Below are 25606 nucleotides of genomic sequence, written 5' to 3' on the forward strand. Positions count from 1 at the left end.
AACGTCACTGTTACCGATAACATTGATCCAGACAGGATTTTGGGTGGTTTAATAAGTCAGCGTGATAATCACGTCATCAATAAATTCCCCGGTACCGGTTAGCGGCTGTGCCGGGACCTCGCCGTAAACGGTGTAGTTCTGGGTGCCGCCAGCGGGATTGGTGACCTGCAGCGCATCGCCGCTGCTTTGATCTCCCCAGCGTTGCGTGGCCGCCTCATCCTGCCAGAGCCCGTAGCGCAGGCACTGGCCCTCGTTGTTGCAGAGCTGCCGCTGATTACCGCTGGCATGGTTGCCTTTGCCCATGGCAAGGGTGAATGCGGTTCCGGCCGGGCAGCGCGTGGTCAGGGTGGCGGTGGAACGCGTCGGACGCAGGGTAGCGGTGCTGGTCAGGGTGCCGAAGTTAAGGGGCGTCACGCGCTCGATGTAGCATCCCTGGCTGATTTCGGCCTGCGCGCTGGTGCCGCCCTGCACCTGCTCCCCCTCTGCGGAACCGTCCGAGCAGTTTTGCAGGGCATCCTGACGCAGGGCGCTGTGCCAGGCGATGCGCAGATTCATGTTGTAGTTGTAATAGTGGTAGGCCGGAAGCTGGCTTTGCCCTGCCGGAATGGTAGCGATAAGCGGAAAGGTACCGCTGACGTTGGCATTGCTTTGCGCGGCCAGAGTCTGCTGAATCAGGTTCCCGCTGCTGGCAGGCCCCAGCTCCTGAGAGCGTGCTGCGCCGTTCAGCAGGCGGAAGAGGAGGGTGTACTGTTTTCCCTCCTGGTCCCCCGGCGAGATCATCTTAAAGGGGGGGGCGTCTACGCTGCTCAGGCAGACGTTGAGATATTCCGTCCTGCCCTCGTTGTCGGCCTGGCAGCTAAACTTGACCTCGGTGTTGACGGAGGTGGTATTGCCCGCCACGACGTTGCCAAAGTTAATGGCGGGCATGGAGGTTATCCAGCAGGCTGCCGCCATCGCCTTTACGGACAGGACGAGCAGCAATAATAACGGCGCTCTTAATGACACAGTTGTTCTCCCATATTCTGTATAGATGATGCGGTACGGGGCGACGGAAGCGCGACCCGGCACTCTCCCTCACCGGTCTTCACCACCAGTTCACCCGGCAGGGGCGGATCTTCAAGCCAGATAAAGCCATCGCGGCCCACGATGGTGGCACCCTGCGGCGTTGACACGACGCTGCCCAGCGGGAGCGGCCTGCGGCGGCTGTCGACCAGCCGGGCCTGAACCGTGACGGCGTGATGGACGTTAAAATCGACTTTGACCGCGCTGTTGTTGCCCGGCCTGGCATGCATGTCGGTGACGGGGGCGATCACATCGGCGGGCAGATCGAGCGGGTTAATGCTGACTTTGCTGTTGTGGTAGCGCGGCAGGTCGGTCAGCAGAAGATAACCGTCCTCATCCGTTTCACCGGCCGGACGGTTTTCCAGCATCACCGGTACGTGCCCAATACCGTGCGTGGACACCAGCGCCATGCCCTGCTGGATGTAGCGCAGCGCGTGCAGGCTGCCGTCGAGCAGCGTCAGGCTCCCTTCGGCTGAGGCGTACTGGTTGCGCTGGCTGGCACCTTGCTGCAGCCCTACATGCCATTCGCCCGCGCGGCCCAGATAGCCTGCGTCTGCATATCTTTCACGTCGTTCGCCAAAGCCCTGGCCCAGCTCCCATGACCAGCCGCCGGCCTCATCGTCCGGCTGGTGGCGGTAATCCATGCGTGGTTTATCCCGGCTGGCCTGAACGGAGAGCGTGTCCTCGCGACCCAATGGGACGGAAAGCAGTAGCTGAACCTGACTCGACGCATCCGTAAACGAGCGGGTATAGCTCAGCGTGGTGGAGATGTGTGCCGGCAGCGACACCGACCAGGAGGCATTGAGGTAGCGCTGCGTGCTGCCCTGAATGTTCTGCTGTACCCAGCCCGCGCCCACGGTGCCGAAGTGGGGGACGGACTGGCTTACCCAAACGCTGTCGCTGCGTCTGACGGGGGCGGCACCGCTCATGCGGGCGTTGTCGGCGAAATCCGCCTCGGTGCGGACGGTGCTGGCAGAAATGCCCGTTCCTCTGCCGTTCCACTGCCAGCCGAGGCCCCACTGAACGCCCTGACCGTAAGGGCTGTCGCTCACGGCAACGTGCTGGCTAACCACCCCCACGGCGGGAGAGACCAGCCAGTCTGCGCCCGTGCCCACGTTGTGCAGCCTGCGCTGCTGCTCCGTATGCAGTGCCAGCGTCAGGTGATTATTCACCCCATAGCGCCAGCCCGCGTCCAGCAGCGGCGAGGCGGCATAGTCGTCGGAGTGCAGGGCGTAGTTTTCCCGCATCCAGCCGATGTCCAGCGAACCGCTGCTGAGCCCTTCCGCCAGCATGCCCGGCGCGCCGTAGAGATAGAGCTGTACGGTGCGACGCTGGCCGTTGATATCGGTAATCACCACCTCCGCCTGCCCGCTTCCGGTGAAGGAGGGCAGGGTATCCAGCAGAAAGTCACCCGGCGTGACGCGCTGGCTGCTCTGCTTAAGGCCGTCGATATACAAATCGACCGTGGAAGGCAGTACGGCCGTGTCGCTGTAGCGGCTGCGCGGTTCGGTATTGAGTTGCGGATTGAGCTCAAAATTACGTGCCCAGTGCAGCCCGCCAAAGCGCACCTGTCGGCTCCAGCGGGCGCCAGTGGTGATGCTGTCGCCCAGCGCCAGCGTGGTCAGCGAGTCGGTGTTGTCCCACTGCCAGCGGGTTTCGAGACGCGTGTGGGTCGGTCGACCGGCGCTGTTTTCCTCCCCGGCATGGCTTGAGAAACTGCTGCTGAACGTTCCGGGTAATCCTCCGGATGCGGTCAGCATGGTCTGGGCGTTGAGCTGGCGCTTCCCCTGCGCATCGCTGGCGTAGAGCGCGTATCCGAGCGTATAGGCGCTGACGGGTTGCGCATCAGGGTAGCGATACATCGGCGCGGGCTTTGAGGCGGTGAGATGCTGCTGGCCCTCGAGCGCCTCTGCCTCAGCGGTAATCGACACCTGCTGGGACAGCACGTCGAGATTAACCTTCAGGCCCGGCAGGGACGTCAGCTCAACCCATTCGGCGCGATCGTCCGGGGCGTGAAGCCCCAGCTTTTTCATGTCGCTGCGGCTTATCCATAACGCATTATCCACCACCCGGCAGGCCCAGAGCTCGCCTCGCGGGGCGTGGTTTACGGTAATGGCCAGCCATTGTACGGTGTCGGCGGGTTCAGTCCGGGCTGACAGCATGAGCGGTAGCCAAAACAGGAGCGCGAGAAGCGAGCGGGCGCAGGGGTATCTGGCTGGCATGGTGGTCATCATTGAGATAGACGCGCAGCGTGCTGAGCGCGTGACGTGAAGCGTGTTTAAGCGGCAAAAGGGCGGTTTGTCCCGGGAGCACATAGCCCGCCAGGCCTTTAATCGACCCTACAACCTGCCCATCGGCCGTCAGGGCCTCAAGGTGGCTGAGACGGATGTGGCGGTTTCCGGCATTAAAGCAGCGAAGGGTGGCCGGTATTTCAGACTGCTCACAGCTCAGGGCATCGTGGCTGACGGGCGCGCTCTGGTTCCCGGCAATAAACACCGGAATCGAGTAGCGCAGCAGGAAGTGCACCGCGGTGGGATTGGCGGCACGGGACGTGGCGTCCGGCAGTTCGTCGATGACCAGCCGGTAACTTTGCTCCTGCGCACGGATGCCGGGCTGCATGACGATAATACGCACCAGCTGCTGCTGGCCCGGCGCCAGTGATGTCATCGCCGGGCTGCTGACCACCTCCCCGGTGGCCACCAGAACATCTTTACCGTTTTTTTGCGTCCATTCGTACACCCGAATCTGCGCATGGATGGCCGCTTTCCCACTGTTAGTGAGATAGATAGCCGCTGCCCGCTGGTCGCTCTGCAGATCGAGCGTTACCGGGGCCACCTGAAGCGTGGCGGCCAGCGCGTAGCGTGACAGCAGCGCCAGCATCATGAGCCACAGAATGAAGCAGGAAAGATAGCGACGCACGATCAGTACTCCAGTTTTAACGTGATATCGTCGCTGTAGGTACCTGCCTGGGCGGTTGTCAGCGCCCCGGCGTCAATCACGCCATACAGCGTTTCTTCCTGTTCCGCACCGTTGCCGGTATCGTCCAGCCCATTCGTGCCGGTGATTTGCGTCTGTTTGCCTTCGTCAGCAAAGAGCTTCCACGCAATCTTCTGCGCGCCCGTGTCGCCGTTTTCCGGCTTCAGCCAGAAGGTTCCATTTTCGCCGTCGTTGCTGGTGGCGGTCAGAGTGAACGGCGTGCCGTTGGTACAGACGATATCGACCTGCGTTTTGGCCTGGATTTCGCTCGACTCATCGGAGCCGTGACGCGAGAAGTTGAGGTCGTTGGCTTTGAGGGTGCACGACTTCACGACCTCAAGTGATACGTGCATCGTCGCGCTTGCGGTGCTGTCTGCGGCGATCGCAGCAGCAGGAAGCAGGAGAACGGAACAACATACAGCGGTGGGAATAATTTTCATGATCTTATTTCCTGACGTGAGTAACAGTGCAATTACAAAGCGAATGACTGAGCGTCCAGCAGGCAGCGTTTTTGATGGAATGCCGCCAGGTTGTGGCAGCAACAAGTGGGGCAAGGCCATAAACAGGCATTGCCGCGCAGAACGATGACCATATCGCCAGCATTCGGAATGAGAGGGGTCATTTTCTGCCCCACAGATAGCCCTGGCCGTAATCGGCCGCGCTGGCGCGGGCCAGTGCGAAATCACCTGCGGTTTCAATGCCTTCGATCAGCACCTTGCTGGCGACGCGCTTGCACTGGCGGGTGAGATGCAGAAACTTCGCCTGCTCGGTCCGTCCGTTCCAGAAGGTATGTTTGTCAATTTTGATGCCGCAGAAGCGGATCTGGCTGGTCAGCAGGTCGGGAAGAAGGTCTTCGCAAACATCGTCTGCCCACACTTCTATCCCCCACTGATGGAGCGTTGCGATGCATTTCCGCAGCGCCCGGCTTTGCGTATCGTCGAGTTGTATCATCGAATGGAGATCGGTGACCTCGATAGCAAGTCTCTCCGGGCAGGGTGTTTCTTCTTTGAGCCTGTCGAGGAAGTCCGTGTCGAGCAGTAAATCCGATGTCGCATTGAGGTAATACTTGTCGCCATCCTTGCAAAACATGGCGTGACGAAGCTGCGCAAAGAAGTGCGCTTTACGCTGCGTCGCGGTCATCGAGCCAAAGTAATCTTCAAGATTGACGTGGGGCTTTGCCGTGGACAATACCTCCCAGGCAATCACATTTTCACTGCGCAGTGCCCGGATGGATTCGAACTTATAGCCGGTTAGCATGATAAAAGTGCGTAACGCTCCGTGGTGATTTCAGGAGCTGCACATTTTATGGATTTGGATTTTGACAGGATATTTATAGATAAAAATGGCTTATATAAAGTGTTTTTATCTATTTTATAAGATTTATAAAGGATTATTTATTTTCATAAGCGCCCGGCAGAACGCCGGGCGCGACGTGCATTAGCCCGCTTTGCTGATGATTTTGATTTCGACCATGCCAATTCCGATCTCGCGCGGCGAATGCCCAAGGATATTTCCCTCATTCGTGGACTGCGGGTCCGGCGGTACAATCACCAGGGTATTGCTGCGTGAAGGATTCTCAAAATGCAGCGTTTGTGTGCTCACGTCGTTTCCAAGCGTTAACGTCTGCTCCCGATCGCCCACGCGCACGGGTACGGGCTTGTTAGCATTAGGCCCATAGGCCCTGGCGGTGATCACCAGATCAAATTGTTCCGGCAGGGGATGGGTGTACTCAATTTTCACCTCATTGCCCAGTTGCGCGTTGGACCAGCGTCCCCAGGACTCCGGCCGCGAGATGCCGCTAAACTGTTTCACTTCCTCCGGCGCGCCGGCCACGTTAAAGATAAAGCTGTCCGCTTTGTAGCGAATATCGTTGTCGACGATTTTCAGCATGTCGACGTTACGCTGATAGCGCGCGGTATCTATCACCGTATCTTTAAAGGCGGTTTTGCCCTTCCACTGCGCCTTATCCACGTGCTGCACGGTTTGTTCTCCGCCAAGCTGGCCCTGCGAGACGCACCAGTCGGTCGAGAGCGCCAGCGGCTGCGACCAGAGCTGGCCCATTTTGTAGCACCGGTCGACCCAGACGAAGTTATCGCGTGGCGCAAAATCGGCCAGCTGGTAGCGCAGCGGCGCGGAATACTCGCTTTCCGGCAACGGCTCAACGCGTCCTTCCGAGACGCGCAGCAGCAGCGGCAGACGGAAGTTGCTGCCCGAGAAGGCAATGGTGTTTTTATCCCGATCGACGGTGAAGTCTTTCATCTCTTTCGGGAAGTTCCACAGGCGGATGATGTCTGGCTTCCAGGCGAGAATTTTTTCCTTCATGTTGAGGAACACTTCCGACAGGGATTGCCCCGACAGCGTGCTGCGGCCCAGGCCAATAAAGTTGTCGCCGCCCAGAATGTCCAGCACGGTGGCGCCGTTATCCATGGAGTTGCGTTTGGTGGCGATCTCCTCCTGCTGCGGCTGGTCGCCGCGCAGGACGAAGAACAGGTTGCTGCGATCCTGCTTGTTGAGCTGATCCCACGCGCTGTTTTTCATCGCCAGATGGTCAGATGAGACGACAATGACGGTATTTTTAAACCAGGGCGAGGCTTTGATTTTCTCGACCAGTGCGGCGATGTGCTCCTGACTGCAGGTGACGGCGCTGAACGATTTGTTGTTTTTGCCATCAATCTCATAGCTTTTGCGCTTACAGGTGCGCGAGACAAACCCGTCCGGATGGTGGGTATCCACCGTCAGCGCAAAGAGAGAGAAACGCTTGCCCGCGCGGGACAGCTCCTCGAATTTCTTCCAGGTTTCGTCGAGTACCGTATCGTCATAGAAGCCCCAGTCGTTGCGGTAGCTCGGATCGGCAACCGTCGTTTTTAACTCTTCTGAGCCGTACAGGTGGTCAAAACCGTGGGATTTCAGGAACACATCTTTTCCGGCGAAGCGCAGGTTTGCTCCCTGCATAAAATAGTTTTCGTAGCCGGAGTTTTTCAGGATATCGCCGAGGCAAATATTCTGCGGGAAGAAGGTCGACATGGAGGCTGAGGCGTTACCTTCAAAAGGCGCGAACAGCGGGATACCACACTGGGAGGCAACCATCCCGGCAATCGTATAATCCGTGCCGGGCAACTGCATGGTGTGGCTGAAATCGAGACCTTCATTTTTCAGCGCGCCCAAATCTGGCGTCAGGTCCGGGAAGGCATCGTTATCAAAGTAGGTGCGCTCCAGGCTTTCACCGTAGATATAGACGAGATTGAGCGTCGGGTTGGCGATCGTTTTCGACGGCTCTTTGTAGTAAGCCGCGAAATCCGGATCGCCATCGCGCGACTGGGATTTCACCAGCTCGGTGATCTGATGGAACGCCGGGCTGGCGTCGACGGAGGCCAGCGCCAGGAATAACGCCAGCAGGCTGTAGCCATGATGGTGTGGATGATGGCGACGGCGACGCAGCACCCAGGCCAGCGCGCCAAAAATCATCACCAGCGCGACGATAAGGCCGAGCCCCGGAAGTATGTACTTACCCACACCTGCGCCCGTCAGGCTGTTCGTCAGGGTGTAGAGCACCGCATCGTTAATACCGTCGCCGGTAAAGTAATCGCTGGCGTATAAGGTAATGTTTAAAATAATAAAAATGCCGAGCACCACCAGCGTGGCGATAAACCACCAGATGTGACGGCCGGCTTTCCAGGCGTAAACGCCGACAGAAGCCAGAAAAAGGATAAGAGACAAGAATTCTGACAACAGCATATCCTCATGACGCCAGGTGCTTCGCTGGCTAACTGTTTATTTTTTGGGTGATACAATGTAATTGCGATGTCGTTAAGCTGCAATTTTAGTGTCACGAAAGTGTGCTGTTGTTAGGATTTGGTTTAGAAAATCGTTTTTATGAAGATGTGCACATCCTGACAAACGGACGCTGAGACGGTGGCAGGCAGGAAAAACGCTCATTTAGCGCCGCGCTGCAAGACTATCGCACTAAACGCGGCGTGTTGTGGCAGAAAATGGGGTGGATCAGGAGATGAAATTAACGCCTTGTTTCAGCACCAGATCGCAGGCTTTGGTTTTCACCTGTTTGGCCAGAGAAGAGTTGCCGAGGGTGCTCAGGTTAAGCTGCTGACCGTTCTGCGCGTTAAGCAGGCCCTGAATGCCGTCCATGTAGTTGGTGTCCGCTTTTTGCTCCTGAGTATCCAGACCCAGTTTACCCAGCACCTGGTTTTTTACATTTTGCGCGTCGGTCACGGAGGCCAGCTTTTGCTTCGCGCAATATTCCAGAATCCCCGCCGCGTTGTTCATCGTCCCCGCGCTCAGGCTCTGGGAACTGTTGCCCAGCAGGCTGGTGAGGGAAGAGGCGGAGAGTCCGCCCTGCGTGCTGCTGCTCTCTTTGGTCAGCTCATTTGCTGCGCTTGACAGGGACTCCTGCCAGGACGCCGCCTGCGCTGCGCCGGTTACCAGCAGCGCGCCTAAAAAGGTGCTGATTAGAATCTGTTTTTTCATCATGGCTCTCTCAAAAAGGTCCGTTTTGGGCCGAAGGGGTTCCAGTATATACCTGCGACCTGTCGGCGATTCCTGGAACTGTCTTAATACTCTTTCCCGGTGACGCGGCTGCGGTAACTGTCCCAGTCGAAGATGACATACAGGCTGTTACCCAGCTTCATGCGGTCCATGACGCGTTCCCCCAGCAGGCGGGTCATCTCGTCGATATTATGGTTCGTCAGCATGCCGGTAGGGCGCTTGGACGAGGAGCGGCGATCGACAATCTGGTTGATGATCACTTTTTCATAGCGGGATTCCGTCTGAACGCCAATCTCATCGATGACCAGCAGGTCGACGTTACTCAGATCGTTAAGCAGCTGTTCTTCGCTGGTTTCACGGTTGCTGAAGGTGTCTTTCATCGCGGACATGATATCGGCCACGGTGATGATGAGGACCGATTTACCGCGCAGAAGCAGCTCGTTGCAGATGGCGGCAGCAAGGTGGTTTTTGCCGGTGCCCGGCTTGCCGCTAAAGATGAAGCTGGCGATATTGCCGTCGAATTCATCCACGTACTGACGCGCGGCGGCGAGCGCGTTCATCTGCCCGGTGGTCTCAATTTTATAGTTATCGAACGAGCAGTTCTGGTGCAGGGGACGAATACCGGAACGGTTAAAGGTGCGCTGCATTTTCATCGCCCGATTTTCGCGGGCGAGCGCGGCGGCGCGGATCTTGCCTTGCTCTTTTTGCCACGCCAGCAGCTCTTCACCGGTGGTGAAAGCAGGCTTCACGTTGGCAGGCATCATTTTTTGCAGACGTTTCATCAGGTCGCCGACGTTCTTCATTTCGCACCTCGGAATCCGCTGGGGATCTGTTTATCCGGTTCTGAAAAGGCATTGATATCACGTTTTGGCTGGCCGTTGTTGCCGGCGCGGGTAATCTGAAGATGACGCGCGAGCTTTTGCTGCCACTGAATATGGGTAAACACTTTACCCTCCGCCTGCCACCAGGCGGTAAACGCGGCAAGCTCTTCCGCTGTGGCGGGTTGAGTTAACGCAATGCCCCACAGCGCCGCCTGCCGCTGAAAATCTGCATCCGGCTGCCAGCCCGCATAGAGGGCAAATTTACCCATCGGAACGGTCACGGGAACGTTAACCGGTTCATCAAAGAACTGGGTATCCAGCGTGACATCGCTTGCCGGGCGTGCCAATTGCGCTTCGATCTCCAGAAGCTGTGCCAGACGTTCCGGTGTGATTGCGTAAAACGCCGGCGCGTTGTCGGCAAAAACCGCAACCGTGCCGCCTTCGGCGTGGGTCAACACACCGCGTGGGTCGCGCATAAAGGCATCAATACCAGCAATGCTGGTGGTCAGAATTCTGGAGGACATAACGCTTACTCTACTGATGACTACGGGCGTGATATGGGCTTATGGTAGCACAGAGAGGGGAAAGGAAAGGAGGGGATTTCCCCGGTGGCGCTGCGCTTACCGGGGCTACAGTCGTAGGCCGAATAAGCGCAGTGCCATCAGGCAGTTATCACGCAATGATGTTCAGCGTGACGTCGATGTTGCCGCGGGTCGCGTTAGAGTACGGGCAAACAATGTGTGCCGCATCGACCAGCTTTTTAGCTTCCGCAGGATCCATACCTTCAACGTGGATGTTCAGTTTTGCTTCGATACCAAAACCGGTAGGCAGCGGGCCAATACCCACTTCGCCTTCAATAAAGGCATCTTTTGGCAGGGTAAATTTGTCGCGTGCGGCCACGAACTTCATCGCGCCCAGGAAGCAGGCAGAGTAGCCCGCGGCAAACAGCTGCTCAGGGTTGGTCACGTCTCCCCCCATGCCGCCCATCTCTTTTGGCACACCCAGTTTGACGTCCAGTACGCCATCGGAGGAGGTGGCACGACCGTCACGGCCACCGGTGGCTTTTGCTTTGGCGGTATAAACAACTTTTTCTAAAGACATGGCAGGTTCCTCATTTTGTTTTAATGCGTGCTATTAAATAGCGTGCGATATATATAGGTAAGTAATGACGCGTAAAGTATAGCGTTACGCGCGGTGTAGCTGTTGTCGCAAAAGTTCGAGCTGCTGTTTGAGCGCCAGCAAAGTGTCTGTATCACACTGCGCTGCGCAACCCACCGCATGGGGGATACCCAATGCCTGCTGCTGGAGTTCACGTCCCGCTTCACTCAGGGTGACGGCGACCTGACGCTCGTCTTTGCGCGAACGGTGGCGGTTGATGAGCCCGGCGCTTTCCAGACGTTTCAACAGCGGCGTCAGGGTCGCAGAGTCAAGGAACAGCCGTTCACCGATGTCCGACACCGTCATATCATCCTGCTCCCACAGCACCAGCATCACCAGATATTGCGGGTAGGTCAGGTTCAGCGGTGCCAGCAGCTGCCGGTACAGCTTGTTAAGCGCCAGGTTTGCCGAATAGAGGGCAAAGCAGAGCTGGTTATCCAGCTTGAGCGCAGCGGTTGCATCGTTCGTTTTCGCGTTCATGAGATGAATATAGGTAGTGTGCGATTTAATTGCAAGCAATTTTATGGGCAGGTGTAACGGAGCGCCACCTGAACGACCATTTTACGGTAGTGCTGGCGCTGCGCCTGCTCGTCTGCGCCTTCTTCAAACAGCAGCGTAAAGGTGTAGCTGTTGGCAACGTAGTGAAAGCTGAAGCTGCTTATCAGACGATGAAGATCGCGGGCGTCAACCGTCTCACTGAAGAGCTGTTTTTCTTTCCCCCGGCGCAGGATCTCCTCCAGCAGATCGAGCGCGCTGCGGTTGACCTGGCGGAGATAGCTCGACTGCTGCATAAAGCGGCCGCGCTGCATGTTTTCCATGCAGATAATCCGGATGTAGTCAGGGTGGTCGGCATGATAGTCAAAGGTGGCTTCAACCAGATTGACCAGCGCTTCGACCGGGGGCATTCCCGTCAGGCTTAGCGCTTTTTCGCTGGCGCGAATCTGGGTGTAAACATGTTCAAGTACGAGGAGATAGAGGTTCTCTTTATTCTTGAAATGGTAAACCACCATGCGTTTGGTGGTGCCCGCTTTCTCTGCGATCTGCTCCATCCTTGCACCGTTCAATCCATACTCGGCAAAAAGCGCGATGGCGCTCTGAAAGATTTTCTCTTTCAGGCTGGATTCTTCACTGTGCTCGGGGTGTTCGCTGCCAGGGTTAGCCACATCCTTTCCTTATTTTCACCAAACGGACCAGACGGATTATCTCCACGGCAGCGAAATAACACAAATATCATACGCGTGGGCGTTTACGGTACAGCCACAGGCCGGGGATCGACAGCCCGATGGAGAGCGCGCCGACGATGGATGACGCCTTAAGAAAGTTGCTGAGAAGAAGGATCATCTGAGGCTCGGTATAGCCGAAATGGCTGATTTTCACCGCGGAAATCATCGCGGTATAGGCCGATATCCCCGGAAACATGGGGATCACGGCCGCAACGGTGAATACTTTGGGATGCGCCAGATACCAGCGCGACCACTGGATGCCGATACTGCCGACCAGCATGGAGGCCATAAATGTTGACCATTCGATGTTAAAACCCGCCGTCATCATCACCATTCGCGAGCCATGGCCAATCGCGCCCAGCAGCGCACACCACGGCAGCGCGCGTTGCGGTACGTTAAATACCATCGCGAAGCCGACGGCAGGAATGGCGGCCAGAAGCATGTCCTGCGCCAGCGCCAGCAGAAAATCGATCACGCCCATCCGCGTAACCCCCAAAGTGTCATGGCCATGACCACGCCGATGCAGGTCGCCAGCGTCAGCAGGCTGGCGATAGCCCAGCGAGCCAGGCCGGTATTGATGTGCCCTTTAAACATGTCGGCGACGGCGTTGATCAACGGAAAGCCCGGGACCAGCAGAAGCACGCTGGCGGCCATGGCAACGGTCGGCGTGTTGGCAAACTGCGGCAGGCGCAGCAGCAGACCGGAAACCGTAGTGGCGACAAACGCGGTAATGCAGAAGTTAATTTGCGGATGCAGCTGCCGATGCGTCAGCAGCTGGCGAACATACATGGCGATACTGCTGGCGAAAAAGGTGATGATTGCACCGTCCCAGCCGCCTTTGTTGAGCTTACAAAAGCAGGCGCACGAGAGCCCTACCATCACCACGACGAGCCAGCGCGGATAACGTAATGGCTTGATCTGGTTGAACCGTTTTTCAATGTCGCTGAGATCGAGAAGCTTATGTTCTGCAAGGATGACAATGTGCTGCACTTCGGTCACGACGTGCATGTTGATGCCGCGATCATGGTTTTTGCGCGTGGAGGTCAGGCACTGACCGTCCTTGATTGTGGTCAGCACAATGGCGTTGGATGAGATTGCGCTTTCGACGCTGTCCATCCCTAGCGCCAGCCCCAGCCGGGTGGAAAGCTCCTCAACCAGCGCGCTTTCCGCGCCGTGCTGGAGCAGAAAAAGACCGCACTGAATACATAGCCGCGTGATAGCACGCTGCGTTGACCGCTCTGCCTGCATGTATTGTCCTGAAAAAAGATGGATAGCTATCTGTTAACCCATAGTGGGTACTTTTAGCACAGAGTGCAGTCCCTCTTGCTGTGGGCCAGATCAAGGTTTGTGCAAACAGTTGCAGTCCGTGTCGTGGAAGGGGGAAGGGGGAAGGGATTAATTTATCAATACCGTGAATTATAAATACCAAAATATAAAATATTTGTATTTAGTTATTCTAATTTTATATTGTCGTTATTTTAATGTCTCCACAATTAATTTTTGTTTCGCTTTGTGAGATATTACTGCTGTTTAGGCATTTCTTAAACTAAGCATACATCTCATCTTCTGCTTGTATTAACCAGTCTTACACTCAGGGACGAAAATACTCATACGTTGATGCGTTTTAACGTTACTCATCAAATGAAAAATGGACACGGAGGGTCTATGTTGTCATTGCATGGTAAGCATGGCGTTGTCATTAGCCGGATGCCCGTGATGCAAAACGGGTTAGGGGGCCTGATGGCACGTCATTTCCCCGAATTTGAATTGAGCTATTGCCGCTCATTGCAGGAATTAACGCTGCTCCAGTTGCGCCGCGCGGACGTCATTATTGCCGATATTTCAGGCGAATACAGAAACCCTCGGGGTGCGCTTGAAGAGTATTACGGTTTATTGAATCAATACCGGGATATTCACTGGATCTTTTTAGTCTCGCGGCCGCTTTACCCTATTGCGGTTGAGTTACTTATGCGCCCGGAAAGCACGTTGCTTTCTGACATGGAGCCTATTGAAGGCGTGGTTAACGCTATTCGGGCCGGTAGCGAGCGGGCAGAGCGGATTAGCCAGACGTTATTAACTCCGGAACCACTGAGTACGGAGAATGAAAATGAACACGTTATCGCGCTCACGCACTCCGAACGTAAGGTCCTGCGTCTGTTAGGGAAAGGATGGGGGATTAACCAAATCGCCACATTGCTCAAGAAGAGCAATAAAACCATCAGTGCGCAGAAAAACAGTGCGATGCGACGGCTGTCATTACGAAGTAATGCGGATATGTATGCCTGGATCAACAGTACACAGGGAATGAGAGAGCTGAGTTTGCTATCAGCCTATGGAGAGTTCGAGGAATGGAAAAAACCGATTCAACAAGACATATCGCCATCATCGAAAATTGCGCGATGAGTGCCGTCGGGCTACAGCATCTTTTTGCGATGCCCGGCCTGAGCCATTATCAGCTACACCTGTTTAGTGAATTTGACAGTTTTAAGAATGCACTTCATCACGTTAATTTTTTCTCGCTGATCTACTCCCTTTCCGATGCGCGAGAGGAGCGCCGTAACTGCCTGGCGCACCTGCGGGATCTGGCGTTTACGCACGGTCATATCCAGCGCATCATTTTGGTTTCTGACGAGATGGAAGCACGGCTAATTAGCCATCTTTCGCCATCGCGCCTGCACGGAGTAGTCAGTAAATCGGTGACGCTTGAGCATCTGCAGAAGGAACTTGTGGAGTTGCTCAGCGAAACGCTGCGCATCAATGACAATATGCTGAATCACTGGTACCGGAGTCAGAACAGGATGCTAAGCCCCACAGAACGGGCAATATTGCGTTATATGTCCTGCGGGTATTCCATCCCTGAAATCGCGGCACAGCTTGAACGGAATATTAAGACCATTCGGGCACATAAGTTTAATGCGATGGTGAAACTGGGCGTGAATTCAGACGTAGGGTTGCTCGATGCGGCGGATATTATTACGCATCTTCCTGCAAGAGAGCCGCAATGTTTGGCTCTCCTCACGCCCACATTTTTATAACCCGTCTTTTGCGCGCCAGATACACTCTGGCGCGTCAATCAGATACAGACATCCACCCATTTTGCGGAAGTCAGTTCTGCCATTCTGTCAGGTGAAATGCGCACAGCGCTGTGAATTGCGCCTGCGGCGGGCAGCACTTCGGCGTACTGCTTCAAAGAGATATCACAATATACCGCGAGCGGGTTTTCCAGTCCGAACGGGCATACACCGCCAACGGGATGACCGGTAATGGTCACCACTTCATCACTGCTGAGCATGCGCGCTTTCGCACCGAACGTGTCTTTGAGCTTTTTGTTATCCAGACGCGCGTCGCCTTTCGCCACCACCAGGATCACTTCATTTTTAACCTTGAGTGACAGGGTCTTGGCGATTTGTCCCGGCTCGACACGATGGGCGGCAGCAGCCAACGCAACGGTAGCAGTACTTTGACTAAGCTCAATAACGTCTATATCCGGCGCGTTGTCGGCAAAAAACTGCTGTACAGACTGCAAACTCATTGTTTCCTCCTGACAAATATCCTGCGTAATCTGTCATAAGAATTTATGCTCTGTAAATATCTCTTAAGTAACAAATACCCCAAACGGCTGATTTCTGGATCCTCTTCACAATCACAGAAACCGGTTACAGTAACCGGTTGCAGAGCGGGGAGCGTAGATTAATACTGAGTACGTAACGTCCCCTGTATCCAATAATAAGAGCCAAATATGAAACCATTTCGTCTGAGCAGTACCGCTGGTTGGCAAGCCAGCAAGGTTGTGAAGCTGATGTATGGAACAACGTGCGGCGCGTATGTGCCCGTAACAAACGTCTGACAGGAGATCTGCCATGTCTGCCAACCATGCTGCGTTTAATCTGATATTCCGTTTCGTCGAAAATTACGTCAGCCCGATAGCCGGGCGGATCTCTTCCCAGCGTCACGTTATGGCGATTCGTGACGGGTTCATCTCCGCGATGCCGTTTATGATTGTGGGTTCGTTTTTGTTAGTTTTTGCTTACCCACCTTTTTCGCCTGATACCACCTGGGGTTTCGCCCGCGCCTGGCTGGATATGGCGAAGCAGTTTGAAGGCCAAATCCTGACGCCGTTTGATATGACGATGGGCATCATGTCCATTTATATCTGTGCCGCCATTGCCTATAACCTTGGCAAACACTACGTCAAATCTCACCAACTGGACCCCTTTATGTGCGCCATGCTGTCGCTGATGGCGTTTCTGCTGGTCGCGGCACCGAAAACCAAAGGCACGCTTCCTGTCGACAGCCTGGGGGGAACGGGCATTTTTACCGCGATTCTGGTAGCGATCTACTGCGTTGAGATGATGCGTTTCCTCAAAGCGCATAACATCGGCATTCGCCTGCCGGACCAGGTCCCGCCGATGATCAAAAACTCTTTTGATCTGCTGATTCCGGTGCTGGTGGTGGTGGTGACCCTCTATCCTCTGAGCCTGGTGATTCAATCACAGTTTGGCATGCTGATCCCGCAGGCCATTATGTCGGTCTTTAAACCTCTGGTTTCCGCGGCAGATTCTCTGCCTGCGATCCTGCTGGCCGTGTTGATTGGTCATCTGCTCTGGTTCGCCGGGATCCACGGCGCCGCCATCGTCTCCGGGATGCTGCAGATGTTCTGGCTGACGAACCTGGGCGCTAACCAGACCGCACTGGCCGCCGGTCAGCCTCTGCCGCATATCTTCATGGAGGCGTTCTGGACGTTCTTTATCGTAATTGGCGGGTCGGGCGCCACGATGGGATTGGTGATTTGCTATCTGCGCAGCCGTTCAGCGCATTTACGCTCTATCGGGCGTTTGAGCGTGGTACCCAGCTTCTTTAACATCAACGAGCCGGTCATTTTCGGTACGCCAATCGTGATGAACCCGGTGTTCTTTATCCCGTTCCTGCTGGCACCGATGGTTAACGCCGTTCTGGTGTGGGCGGCGATGACGTTTGATTTGATTGGGCGCGTCATCTCCGTGGTTCCCTGGACGGCACCGGCGCCGATAGGCGCAGCGTGGGCCCTGGGCTGGGATTTCCGCGCGGCGATTCTGGTTGTGGTTCTGGCCTGCGTATCGGCGATCATCTACTTCCCGTTCTTCAAAGTGTATGAGAAGCAGTTGCTGGAGCAGGAAGCGGAAGAAGCGCAGCGTAGCGCGGAAGAGGACAATCAGCAGGTGGCCTAGGTAAAAGCAAAACGGCAACTCAGGTTGCCGTTTTTGTTTTTGTCGGCCCGGTAAGCGAAGCGCCACCGGGCAATTCACTGCTCTACTTGAGCGTGCAATCCCCACACTGCTTAACGTCCGGCAGGCGATAGCGCTGGCAGCAGGTGCGGCGAACCAGAAGCCCATCACGGAGCACGACGGTACGGAATAGCGGGTTGCCACGGCCATCGGAAAGCTGCTTTGCAAAGAAACAGGACTGACGCAGGGCCTCAACGTTCTCATCACCGAGAAGCGGCTTCATTTCCGTTAAATACCAGTGGATTAAATAGCCCGTATTGCTCCAGATAAGCTTCCCGTTAATCTCTCCCGTCGCTTCCAGCGCTTCCACCACCGGGATCAGGGCCTGCGTGATGAGCCGCTCCATACGTTCCTGAGCAGTGAGGCGTTCAGCGCTGTGGTCTTCATGGAGATTAATCCAGAAGCAGGCAGCACGTCCGGTTTCGTGAAACTCGACGTGGAAATTATCCGGCGAGAGTTCAAGCATGCTCTTCTGTGTTAACAGCGCCAGCATGAGCGGAGGCACCATCAGCCCGATATACCACTGCGCCCAGAGGGAGAGCAGGGGTTTATTTTCCCGCGTAAGGGTAGGCTGATTGCGATAAATATGGTCGGAATAGGTGGCCAGCAGTGATTGCAGCTTAGACGGTTGGCGCCACTCTAAGAGCGTCATCGCGTGGGACGGGGGCGCTTCATCAAGCCGGATAAAGTCCAGCAGGTGGGCGCGCGTTTCCGCAATCTTTTCCCGTATCGCATCTGCAAGCGAAGCATTCCCACTGATGAGCGGCGCTCGCCAAAGGAGAGGTTCGACGATGTGTGCGGTATGCGTGGCCATAGTATAGATAGAAATCTAAATGATAATGATTGCCAATCCTAACTATTGCTCATACCAATGGCAAGACTTTTGTCCTGGTGACCTCGTCGGTAGGGTTATGCCGTCTGAATCTCTTCGCTTAACAGAATGTTATTGCGTCCCATATGCTTTGCTTCATAGAGGGCTTTGTCCGCTTTTTCCAGCGCGCCTTCCACGTCTTCATCCTCGAAAATGGCGATGCCAATGCTGATAGTGACGTTTGTCGCGACGCTTTCGTTAAACAGATGCGGGATTTTTAAATCATACACTTTCTGACGGATCCGCTCGGCCGTCTGGCGAGCGTGTTCGAGTGAAATGTTGGTCAGCAGCACCATAAACTCTTCCCCACCAAAACGCGCCACAATATCGCGAGAACGCACGGCGTCGCGGATTGCCGCAGAGACGCGCTTCAGCGCCTGGTCGCCCATCATATGGCCGTAATGGTCGTTATAGGCTTTGAAGTGGTCGATATCCATCAGCAGGACAAAGTGTTCGCCATTTTCTACCGTGGGCAGATTCTCCAGACGGCTTTGCAGACCGCGACGATTATAGAGCCCGGTAAGCGGGTCCATCATGCTGAGGTCGGTAAGGGTTTCTCGTTCTTCCAGAAGGCGAGAGAGCAGCTCCTGAGCGAAACGGTCGTTGCGTCTTTGCAAAATGTTATGAATAGCAATTGCCACCACAGGAAGTGCGAAAGAATAGGTCATTCGCAGCCATATATCGTGATCGCTTAACCACAGGCAGACAATAAAGGTGGGCAATGAATGCAGCGTAAACGCTTTGATATTACTGGCGAACGCCAGCGTGCCGATAAAAAGTACCGTTAAAAGAGCAATTAGCAAATATGTCGCATGGTCCTGAGTAATTAAGGCGAATTTGGAGACAATTTGCCAGGCCCATAAAATACCGAAGATCGCTGAAACGACAGGAATATTTATCTTCCGCGCGCGCTTTCTCCAGTGCCAGACGAACAGGCCAGTACTGATGGCGAAAATAGCAATCAGAGGGGCAGAAAACAGGCGTACAGAATTGAGCGGATTTGTTACCGAGAACACTGCCGAGGTTGCGTTCAGAAATAAAAATAAACGTAACGATAATTGATATTTTCTGTGAACCAAAGACCGCCAGGATTGTGATGTCATAGTCGCGTGTTTTTATTAAAATTTAATTAAAACAGATAAATAGGTGTTATTTCGCAATAAAATATGCAAAAAACTCAAAGAGTAATTATCAGAAAATCTTTAGACGTTGTTAACAGGTGCGCAATTTATCACCTTAGACAATTCCTGTCATTACGGGAAAGGTAAAGGTCGATGGATTTTGATTCATTCAGCTGGCAAATGATAATTTTTGTTATATGATATTGGTTATCATTATCGTTGAAAGAGGGAAAAAGCATGTTGAACAGAGCGCTGGGCAGTGGTTGGGGGGTACTGCTACCGGGAGCCATTCTTGGCGGTTTGACGTTTGCCGATCTCTCTCTCGATACCTGGAAAGTCATCATCGCGTCAGGACTGTTAGCCACGTCAGGCATGATCTGGCATAAGCAACTACGTCACTTTGTTTTACTGCCATCCTGTGTCGCGCTGGTCAGTGGAATTCTGGTGATACTGATGAGTTTGAAATAACAGGGAAAAAGAAGAAATTCAGAGGGGTTGTAAGATAATTGGTGCGAGGGGGGGGACTCGAACCCCCACATCCTAAGGACACTAACACCTGAAGCTAGCGCGTCTACCAATTCCGCCACCTTCGCACAGTCATCTTACTCTTTATTGCTATGTTGATATCGCCTCGTTGGTGCGAGGGGGGGGACTCGAACCCCCACATCCGTAAGGACACTAACACCTGAAGCTAGCGCGTCTACCAATTCCGCCACCTTCGCCCAGTGCGAGCAATATCATCGTGATTTATGGTGCGAGGGGGGGGACTCGAACCCCCACATCCGTAAGGACACTAACACCTGAAGCTAGCGCGTCTACCAATTCCGCCACCTTCGCATACCATCGATACTGTAAAAGTATCGTAACCACGGAGGCGCATTCTAGATGTTTTCAGCTTTACGTCAACAGAAAAGTGCGCGTGATGCCTTGATTGATGCAAAAATGGCCGATGGACGCGCCGTGTATAGCCGGATGGCGCTTTCGCTTATCCGGCCTACAGGGGAGGTGGTTACTTTTTGGCCTGACGCGTCATCACGGTGCGGTAGACCTTAAAGCGGCCGGTCTGGGCGATAACTTCGTGGAAGCCAAAAGTTTCATCCAGCACTTTCGGGTATGCCAGGAAGGCGTTCGCGACGATACGCAGCTCACCGCCGCTGTTGAGGTGACGAACTGCGCCACGGATCAGCGCTTGTGCCGCTTCCAGGCTGGTCTCCATACCGTCGTGGAACGGCGGGTTAGAGATGATCATGTCGAAGCGACCGGTGATGTCGGAGAAGACGTTGCTGGCAATGACTTCGCCTTCAATGCCGTTTGCGGCAAGCGTTGCGCGGCTGGCTTCAACCGCCGGGGCGCTCACGTCACACAGGGTTAAGCGCACCTTTGGCGAATGGCTGGCGAGCACGGTAGAGAGCACGCCCGCGCCGCAGCCCACGTCCAGCACTTTGCCTTTGGTGTGCGGCGTCAGGGTGGAAAGCAGCAGCTTGCTGCCCGTATCCAGCGCATCGCGGCTGAACACGCCCGGCAGGGTTTTGATGGTCAGGCCGTCAAGCTGGTACTCGTCCCAGTATGCCTGCGCATCAAACGTTGTCTGTTTTTCCAGACGGCCATGGTACAGACCACAGCGGCGAGCGCTGTCGACTTTGTTCAGCGGCGCATAGCCTTCCAGCAGCTGTTCTGCGCTACGCACGCCGCTGCGGTTTTCACCGACCACGAAAATATCGCAGCCGACCGGCAGCAGGGAGAGCAGGTTCATCAGCTGGAACTGGGCTTCCGGTTTATTCTTCGGCCAGTAGTAGATCAGCGTATCGCAGTCGGCGATATCGCTCTGCTCTGCCACCAGGCTAAAGCGCGCGCGCTCGCCCATCTGGCGGCTCAGCACCTGCCAGTGGTGGTAGTATTGGGTGTGGGCACGGCTTTCAGCACAGTCGAAACGCGCGGGCAGGTCATCCTGCATATCTCCGGCAAACAGAATACGGCTTTCTTCGAAATCATCACTGTGACGCAGCAAGACTTCACTTGCCGGGGTAAATGCAGACATGAATTGTTCCTCATTAAACTCAGGCGGGGATTATAGTAGGTAGATGGCGCACTTTCGACACATTTGCTATATTTGCGCGCCTGAGAGACAGGAGTTTTCCCTATGACATCCCGACGAGACTGGCAGTTGCAGCAGCTGGGCATTACCCAGTGGGCTTTGCGTCGCCCGACGGCGTTGCAGGGCGAAATCGCCATCTCCATACCGGCGCACGTTCGCCTGGTGATGGTGGCGGAAGAACTGCCTGCCCTGAATGACCCCCTGATCGATGATGTCCTTCGCAGCCTGAAGCTGACGGCCGACCAGGTTTTACCGCTGACGCCAGAGCGTGTCGCGATGCTGCCTCCTGATAGCCGCTGTAACAGCTGGCGTATCGGAGAGGCAAATGAGATCTCTCTTCAGGGGAGCCAGATCTGCTCGCCAGCGCTGGACGAACTGAAAGCCAACCCAAAAGCGCGCAGCGCGCTATGGCAACAAATCTGCGAATATGAACACGATTTCTTCCCTCACGACGCCTGACCTGTCCACCGCGTTCGCGATTGAAACACGCGCCCACGCGTTTCCGTGGAGCGAAAAAACCTTCGCCAGCAATCAGGGCGAACGGTATCTGAACTACCGCCTGGACGTTGACGGCACCATGGCCGCTTTCGCGATCACGCAGGTTGTTCTTGATGAAGCGACGCTGTTTAATATCGCGGTTGATCCCGCGTTTCAGCGCCGCGGGCTGGGAAGAGAACTGCTTGAGCATCTCATCCGTGAGCTCGAAACCCGTGACGTTTTCACCCTGTGGCTGGAGGTGCGCGCGTCGAATGTCGCCGCCATCGCGCTCTATGAAAGCTTAGGCTTTAACGAGGCGACAATCCGCCGTAACTACTACCCCACCGCAGAGGGACGTGAAGACGCCATCATAATGGCTCTGCCGATTGGATAATAAAAAATAAGGTTGTAACGATGAAATGGGACTGGATTTTCTTTGATGCCGACGAAACGCTGTTTACGTTCGACTCGTTCGGCGGCCTGCAGCGGATGTTTCTCGACTATAGCGTAACCTTCACCGCTGAAGATTTTCAGGACTATCAGGCGGTCAACAAACCGCTGTGGGTGGATTACCAGAACGGTGCCATCACCGCGTTACAGCTTCAGCACCAGCGCTTTGACGTCTGGGCGGAACGCTTAAAGGTCAGTCCGGGAACGCTGAACGAGGCTTTTCTCAACGCCATGGCCGATATTTGTGCGCCCCTGCCGGGCGCGGTTTCCCTGCTGAATGCGTTGAAAGGTAAGGTGAAACTGGGGATCATCACCAACGGTTTTACCGCCCTGCAGCAGATCCGCCTTGAGCGCACCGGCCTGCGCGATCATTTTGACGCGCTGGTGATCTCGGAAGAGGTTGGCGTGCCGAAGCCGGATCCGCGAATTTTCGACTACGCGCTGGCGCAGGCTGGCAATCCCGACCGCGATCGTGTCCTGATGGTGGGGGATACCGCAGAGTCAGATATTCTGGGCGGCATGAAGGCTGGTCTGTCGACCGTCTGGCTCAATGCGCATGGCCGCGTGAAGCCTGAAGGCATCGAGCCGACCTGGACCGTGACGTCGTTGAACGAACTGGAGCGACTCCTGTGTAAACAATGATTGCCTGCCCCCCGTTGATGGGTAAAATAGCCGCAATTTTGTATTCCATGATGCGTGGCGTGCTGCCGCGCTTATAAAAGAAGATTTAATTATGACGTTGTCTCCTTATCTGCAAGAGGTGGCCAAGCGCCGCACTTTTGCCATTATCTCGCACCCGGATGCCGGTAAAACGACCATCACTGAGAAGGTGTTGCTGTTCGGACAGGCGATCCAGACTGCGGGTACCGTTAAAGGCCGTGGCTCCAGCCAGCATGCAAAATCCGACTGGATGGAGATGGAAAAACAGCGTGGTATTTCGATTACCACCTCCGTGATGCAGTTCCCGTATCATGACTGCCTGGTGAACCTGCTGGACACCCCGGGCCACGAAGACTTCTCCGAAGATACCTACCGTACCCTGACGGCGGTGGACTGCTGTCTGATGGTGATCGACGCCGCGAAAGGTGTAGAAGATCGTACCCGTAAGCTGATGGAAGTCACCCGTCTGCGCGATACGCCGATCCTCACCTTTATGAACAAACTCGACCGTGACATCCGCGATCCGATGGAGCTGATGGATGAAGTGGAAAACGAGCTGAAGATCGCCTGTGCGCCTATCACCTGGCCGATTGGCTGCGGTAAGCTGTTCAAGGGCGTTTATCACCTCTATAAAGACGAAACCTACCTGTATCAGACCGGTAAAGGCCACACCATTCAGGAAGTGCGCATCGTGAAAGGTCTGGACAACCCGGATCTGGACGCGGCGGTAGGCGAAGAGCTGGCCGCGCAGCTGCGCGACGAGCTGGAGCTGGTCAAGGGCGCGTCTCACGAATTCGACAAAGAGCTGTTCCTGAGCGGCGAAATTACCCCGGTCTTCTTCGGTACCGCACTGGGTAACTTCGGGGTTGACCACATGCTCGACGGGCTGGTGGAGTGGGCGCCGCAGCCGATGCCGCGCAAAACCGACACCCGTGAAGTGGAAGCGAAAGAAGAGAAGTTCACCGGCTTCGTGTTTAAGATTCAGGCCAACATGGATCCGAAACACCGTGACCGCGTGGCCTTTATGCGCGTGGTGTCCGGTAAGTATGAAAAGGGCATGAAGCTGCGTCAGGTGCGTATCGGGAAAGACGTTGTCATCTCCGACGCGCTGACCTTTATGGCGGGTGACCGTTCGCACGTTGAAGAAGCCTATCCGGGCGACATCATCGGTCTGCACAACCACGGCACCATCCAGATCGGCGATACTTTCACGCAGGGTGAAATGATGAAGTTCACCGGTATTCCGAACTTCGCGCCGGAACTGTTCCGTCGCATTCGTCTGCGCGATCCGCTTAAGCAGAAACAGCTGCTGAAAGGCCTGGTTCAGCTCTCCGAAGAGGGTGCCGTGCAGGTCTTCCGCCCGATTGCGAACAACGATCTGATCGTTGGTGCGGTCGGCGTGCTGCAGTTTGACGTGGTCGTTGCGCGCCTGAAGAGCGAATACAACGTAGAAGCGATTTACGAATCGGTGAACGTCGCGACCGCGCGCTGGGTTGAGTGTTCTGACGTGAAGAAATTCGAAGAATTTAAGCGTAAGAATGAAGTTCAGCTGGCGCTGGATGGCGGCGATAACCTGACCTATATCGCGCCAACGATGGTCAACCTGAACCTGACGCAGGAACGTTATCCGGACGTTCAGTTCCGTAAAACCCGCGAGCACTAATCCCCTCTCAGAGCACGGCAGCAGCCGTGCTCTTCTTTTATTCCTGTCTTATTAATCCCTTGCGGAATGTTCTTAATTCAACGCAATTTCACGCTATTCGCCCATTTTTTACCCAATTCTGAAAGCGGCTCTGTGAGAGTGATCTATATTTAACTCAGTGTTTAACACCGGGCGTGGATAAATTAACTGTTCAATGCATGGCTTTAGGTTATCCATTTTGCCCGCGTGTTTATTCGCAATATATATCACTACTAAGGAAGTACGTAGCCCGAATAACGGGTCAACACAGGAATAGATCGATGAATATGACAAGACTGAAGATTTCTAAAACTCTGCTGGCTGTAACTCTGGGTAGCGTTCTGGTGAGCGGCTCCGCCCTGGCGGAAAGCAGCACCATGGATAAAGCACAATCCACGGCTGACAGCGCAGGGCAAAAAATCGATAGCTCTATGAATAAAGTCGGCAATTTCATGGATGACAGCTCTATCACAGCAAAAGTGAAAGCCGCACTGGTGGATGATGAAGCCATCAAGAGCACCGATATTTCCGTTAAGACCGACAAGAAAGTGGTCACGCTGAGCGGCTTTGTTGAAAGCCAGGCTCAGGCTGAACAGGCGGTGAAAGTGGCGAAAGGCGTCGAAGGCGTCGCCTCCGTCAGCGATAAGCTGCACGTCCGTGACGGCAAAAACGCGTCGGTGAAAGGTTATGCCGGTGATGCAGCCACCACCAGCGAAATCAAAGCTAAACTTTTAGCAGATGACATCGTGCCGTCCCGTAAGGTGAAAGTGGAAACCACCGATGGCGTGGTTCAGCTTTCCGGTACGGTAGATTCGCAGGCGCAAAGTGAACGTGCCGAGTCCATCGCGAAGGCGATTGATGGTGTGAAAAGCGTTAAAAACGATCTGAAAACGAAGTAAATCTCGACCATTCGCCCGTCTGGCTAAACCCTGCGGGCGAAATAAGAACGACTCTGGAAAAACGCCGGTGAGTGACCTGAGCGCTCACGTTTAGCGGCCGACATTAACTATGGTAAAGGAGAAGCTTATGTTTCGTTGGGGCATTATATTTCTGGTTATCGCGTTAATTGCCGCCGCATTGGGCTTTGGTGGACTGGCAGGTACAGCGGCATGGGCAGCTAAAATTGTCTTCGTTGTGGGTATTATTCTGTTCCTGGTCAGCCTGTTTACAGGGCGTCGACGTCCATAGCAAACGCAATATTCCTTCAACAAAATAAAGCCAGTCACTGTGACTGGCTTTTTCTTATT

28 protein-coding genes and 3 tRNA genes are annotated in these 25606 nt (G+C 54.9%); 10 read left to right on the top strand and 21 right to left on the bottom strand.

The window, feature by feature from the left end:
• Positions 1–48 precede the first annotated feature (48 nt).
• From FHC48_RS15775 to FHC48_RS15840, 14 genes are all read right to left on the bottom strand, one after another.
• On the bottom strand, positions 49–1005 hold the full coding sequence (locus FHC48_RS15775; RefSeq protein ID WP_031274956.1) for a spore coat protein U domain-containing protein: 957 nt from the start codon (positions 1003–1005) through the stop codon (positions 49–51).
• A complete protein-coding gene (locus FHC48_RS15780) occupies positions 996–3284 on the bottom strand; it encodes a fimbria/pilus outer membrane usher protein (protein ID WP_227028247.1) in 2289 nt (762 codons plus the stop codon). The genes FHC48_RS15775 and FHC48_RS15780 overlap by 10 nt, the downstream gene beginning before the upstream one ends.
• Entirely contained in the window at positions 3205–3981 is a 777-nt protein-coding gene (locus tag FHC48_RS15785; protein WP_025912124.1) for a molecular chaperone, read from the bottom strand. The genes FHC48_RS15780 and FHC48_RS15785 overlap by 80 nt, the downstream gene beginning before the upstream one ends.
• A gap of 2 nt (positions 3982–3983) precedes the next feature.
• Entirely contained in the window at positions 3984–4478 is a 495-nt protein-coding gene (locus tag FHC48_RS15790) for a spore coat protein U domain-containing protein (RefSeq protein WP_008502098.1), read from the bottom strand.
• Between the two features lie 178 nt (positions 4479–4656).
• Positions 4657–5295, bottom strand: a complete 639-nt coding sequence (locus FHC48_RS15795; RefSeq protein ID WP_059363089.1) for an EAL domain-containing protein — start codon at positions 5293–5295, stop codon at positions 4657–4659.
• Positions 5296–5475: 180 nt separating this feature from the next.
• Positions 5476–7767 carry a phosphatidylglycerol--membrane-oligosaccharide glycerophosphotransferase gene (gene opgB, locus FHC48_RS15800; RefSeq protein WP_059363122.1) on the bottom strand — a complete coding sequence of 764 codons (2292 nt, stop codon included), beginning with the start codon at positions 7765–7767 and terminating at the stop codon, positions 5476–5478.
• Between the two features lie 270 nt (positions 7768–8037).
• Complete coding sequence (locus FHC48_RS15805; protein WP_021240596.1) at positions 8038–8520, bottom strand: DUF2501 domain-containing protein; 483 nt, start codon at positions 8518–8520, stop codon at positions 8038–8040.
• Between the two features lie 83 nt (positions 8521–8603).
• The gene (dnaC, locus tag FHC48_RS15810; RefSeq protein ID WP_008502094.1) at positions 8604–9341 is read right to left on the bottom strand and encodes a DNA replication protein DnaC; all 738 of its coding nucleotides are present in this window, start codon (positions 9339–9341) and stop codon (positions 8604–8606) included.
• Positions 9338–9883 (bottom strand): primosomal protein DnaT, encoded by a 546-nt coding sequence (gene dnaT / locus FHC48_RS15815; RefSeq protein ID WP_021240595.1) that lies wholly within the window; start codon positions 9881–9883, stop codon positions 9338–9340. Before dnaT ends, dnaC begins: the two co-directional genes overlap by 4 nt.
• 148 nt (positions 9884–10031) lie before the next feature.
• On the bottom strand, positions 10032–10460 hold the full coding sequence (locus FHC48_RS15820) for an organic hydroperoxide resistance protein (protein ID WP_008502092.1): 429 nt from the start codon (positions 10458–10460) through the stop codon (positions 10032–10034).
• 84 nt (positions 10461–10544) lie between these two features.
• Positions 10545–10997: a MarR family winged helix-turn-helix transcriptional regulator gene (locus FHC48_RS15825; RefSeq protein WP_023293337.1), complete on the bottom strand. Its 453-nt coding sequence runs from the start codon at positions 10995–10997 to the stop codon at positions 10545–10547.
• 41 nt (positions 10998–11038) lie between these two features.
• Positions 11039–11680, bottom strand: a complete 642-nt coding sequence (locus tag FHC48_RS15830; protein WP_059363088.1) for a TetR family transcriptional regulator — start codon at positions 11678–11680, stop codon at positions 11039–11041.
• 67 nt (positions 11681–11747) lie between these two features.
• On the bottom strand, positions 11748–12221 hold the full coding sequence (locus tag FHC48_RS15835; protein WP_020885295.1) for a threonine/serine exporter: 474 nt from the start codon (positions 12219–12221) through the stop codon (positions 11748–11750).
• Complete coding sequence (locus FHC48_RS15840) at positions 12212–12988, bottom strand: threonine/serine exporter ThrE family protein (RefSeq protein WP_021240591.1); 777 nt, start codon at positions 12986–12988, stop codon at positions 12212–12214. The genes FHC48_RS15835 and FHC48_RS15840 overlap by 10 nt, the downstream gene beginning before the upstream one ends.
• Positions 12989–13405: 417 nt before the next feature.
• On the opposite strand from FHC48_RS15840, the gene FHC48_RS15845 reads away from it, so the two are divergent.
• Complete coding sequence (locus FHC48_RS15845) at positions 13406–14143, top strand: LuxR C-terminal-related transcriptional regulator (protein ID WP_059363087.1); 738 nt, start codon at positions 13406–13408, stop codon at positions 14141–14143.
• Entirely contained in the window at positions 14140–14775 is a 636-nt protein-coding gene (gene bglJ / locus FHC48_RS15850) for a DNA-binding transcriptional activator BglJ (RefSeq protein WP_032622978.1), read from the top strand. Before FHC48_RS15845 ends, bglJ begins: the two co-directional genes overlap by 4 nt.
• Positions 14776–14813: 38 nt before the next feature.
• On the opposite strand, the gene FHC48_RS15855 is transcribed toward bglJ, so the two are convergent.
• Entirely contained in the window at positions 14814–15272 is a 459-nt protein-coding gene (locus FHC48_RS15855; protein ID WP_008502085.1) for a YbaK/EbsC family protein, read from the bottom strand.
• A 328-nt stretch (positions 15273–15600) separates the two neighbouring features.
• Between FHC48_RS15855 and FHC48_RS15860 the strand changes: the two genes are divergently transcribed.
• Positions 15601–16947 carry a PTS sugar transporter subunit IIC gene (locus FHC48_RS15860; protein WP_059363085.1) on the top strand — a complete coding sequence of 449 codons (1347 nt, stop codon included), beginning with the start codon at positions 15601–15603 and terminating at the stop codon, positions 16945–16947.
• An 82-nt stretch (positions 16948–17029) separates the two neighbouring features.
• On the opposite strand, the gene fhuF is transcribed toward FHC48_RS15860, so the two are convergent.
• Positions 17030–17818 carry a siderophore-iron reductase FhuF gene (fhuF, locus tag FHC48_RS15865; protein WP_059363084.1) on the bottom strand — a complete coding sequence of 263 codons (789 nt, stop codon included), beginning with the start codon at positions 17816–17818 and terminating at the stop codon, positions 17030–17032.
• 95 nt (positions 17819–17913) lie between these two features.
• Positions 17914–18978: a GGDEF domain-containing protein gene (locus tag FHC48_RS15870; protein ID WP_023293335.1), complete on the bottom strand. Its 1065-nt coding sequence runs from the start codon at positions 18976–18978 to the stop codon at positions 17914–17916.
• Positions 18979–19233: 255 nt separating this feature from the next.
• On the opposite strand from FHC48_RS15870, the gene FHC48_RS15875 reads away from it, so the two are divergent.
• Positions 19234–19464: a DUF1435 domain-containing protein gene (locus FHC48_RS15875; protein WP_025912133.1), complete on the top strand. Its 231-nt coding sequence runs from the start codon at positions 19234–19236 to the stop codon at positions 19462–19464.
• A 39-nt stretch (positions 19465–19503) separates the two neighbouring features.
• Here FHC48_RS15875 and FHC48_RS15880 read toward each other — a convergent pair.
• The 4 genes from FHC48_RS15880 to rsmC all read right to left on the bottom strand — a co-directional run bounded on the left by FHC48_RS15880 (position 19504) and on the right by rsmC (position 21034).
• Positions 19504–19589 (bottom strand) — tRNA-Leu (locus FHC48_RS15880).
• A 42-nt stretch (positions 19590–19631) separates the two neighbouring features.
• Positions 19632–19718: transfer RNA gene (locus FHC48_RS15885), tRNA-Leu, on the bottom strand.
• 28 nt (positions 19719–19746) lie between these two features.
• A tRNA-Leu gene (locus tag FHC48_RS15890) sits at positions 19747–19833 on the bottom strand.
• Positions 19834–20005: 172 nt separating this feature from the next.
• Positions 20006–21034, bottom strand: coding sequence for a 16S rRNA (guanine(1207)-N(2))-methyltransferase RsmC (gene rsmC / locus FHC48_RS15895; RefSeq protein ID WP_008502080.1), 1029 nt, complete (start codon positions 21032–21034; stop codon positions 20006–20008).
• A 102-nt stretch (positions 21035–21136) separates the two neighbouring features.
• On the opposite strand from rsmC, the gene FHC48_RS15900 reads away from it, so the two are divergent.
• The 6 genes from FHC48_RS15900 to FHC48_RS15925 all read left to right on the top strand — a co-directional run bounded on the left by FHC48_RS15900 (position 21137) and on the right by FHC48_RS15925 (position 25547).
• A complete protein-coding gene (locus tag FHC48_RS15900) occupies positions 21137–21550 on the top strand; it encodes a DNA polymerase III subunit psi (protein WP_045907736.1) in 414 nt (137 codons plus the stop codon).
• Positions 21519–21962, top strand: a complete 444-nt coding sequence (gene rimI / locus FHC48_RS15905) for a ribosomal protein S18-alanine N-acetyltransferase (RefSeq protein WP_008502078.1) — start codon at positions 21519–21521, stop codon at positions 21960–21962. Before FHC48_RS15900 ends, rimI begins: the two co-directional genes overlap by 32 nt.
• Positions 21963–21982: 20 nt before the next feature.
• Complete coding sequence (yjjG, locus tag FHC48_RS15910) at positions 21983–22660, top strand: pyrimidine 5'-nucleotidase (protein ID WP_044597180.1); 678 nt, start codon at positions 21983–21985, stop codon at positions 22658–22660.
• A 91-nt stretch (positions 22661–22751) separates the two neighbouring features.
• Positions 22752–24341, top strand: a complete 1590-nt coding sequence (gene prfC, locus FHC48_RS15915) for a peptide chain release factor 3 (protein ID WP_008502076.1) — start codon at positions 22752–22754, stop codon at positions 24339–24341.
• A 299-nt stretch (positions 24342–24640) separates the two neighbouring features.
• Positions 24641–25258, top strand: coding sequence for a molecular chaperone OsmY (gene osmY, locus FHC48_RS15920; RefSeq protein ID WP_008502075.1), 618 nt, complete (start codon positions 24641–24643; stop codon positions 25256–25258).
• Positions 25259–25385: 127 nt separating this feature from the next.
• Complete coding sequence (locus FHC48_RS15925; protein ID WP_003856556.1) at positions 25386–25547, top strand: DUF1328 domain-containing protein; 162 nt, start codon at positions 25386–25388, stop codon at positions 25545–25547.
• Positions 25548–25606: the final 59 nt, after the last annotated feature.

It is taken from the genome of Enterobacter sp. EC_50, assembly GCF_019584525.1.
In the GTDB taxonomy this organism is placed as follows: domain Bacteria; phylum Pseudomonadota; class Gammaproteobacteria; order Enterobacterales; family Enterobacteriaceae; genus Enterobacter; species Enterobacter roggenkampii.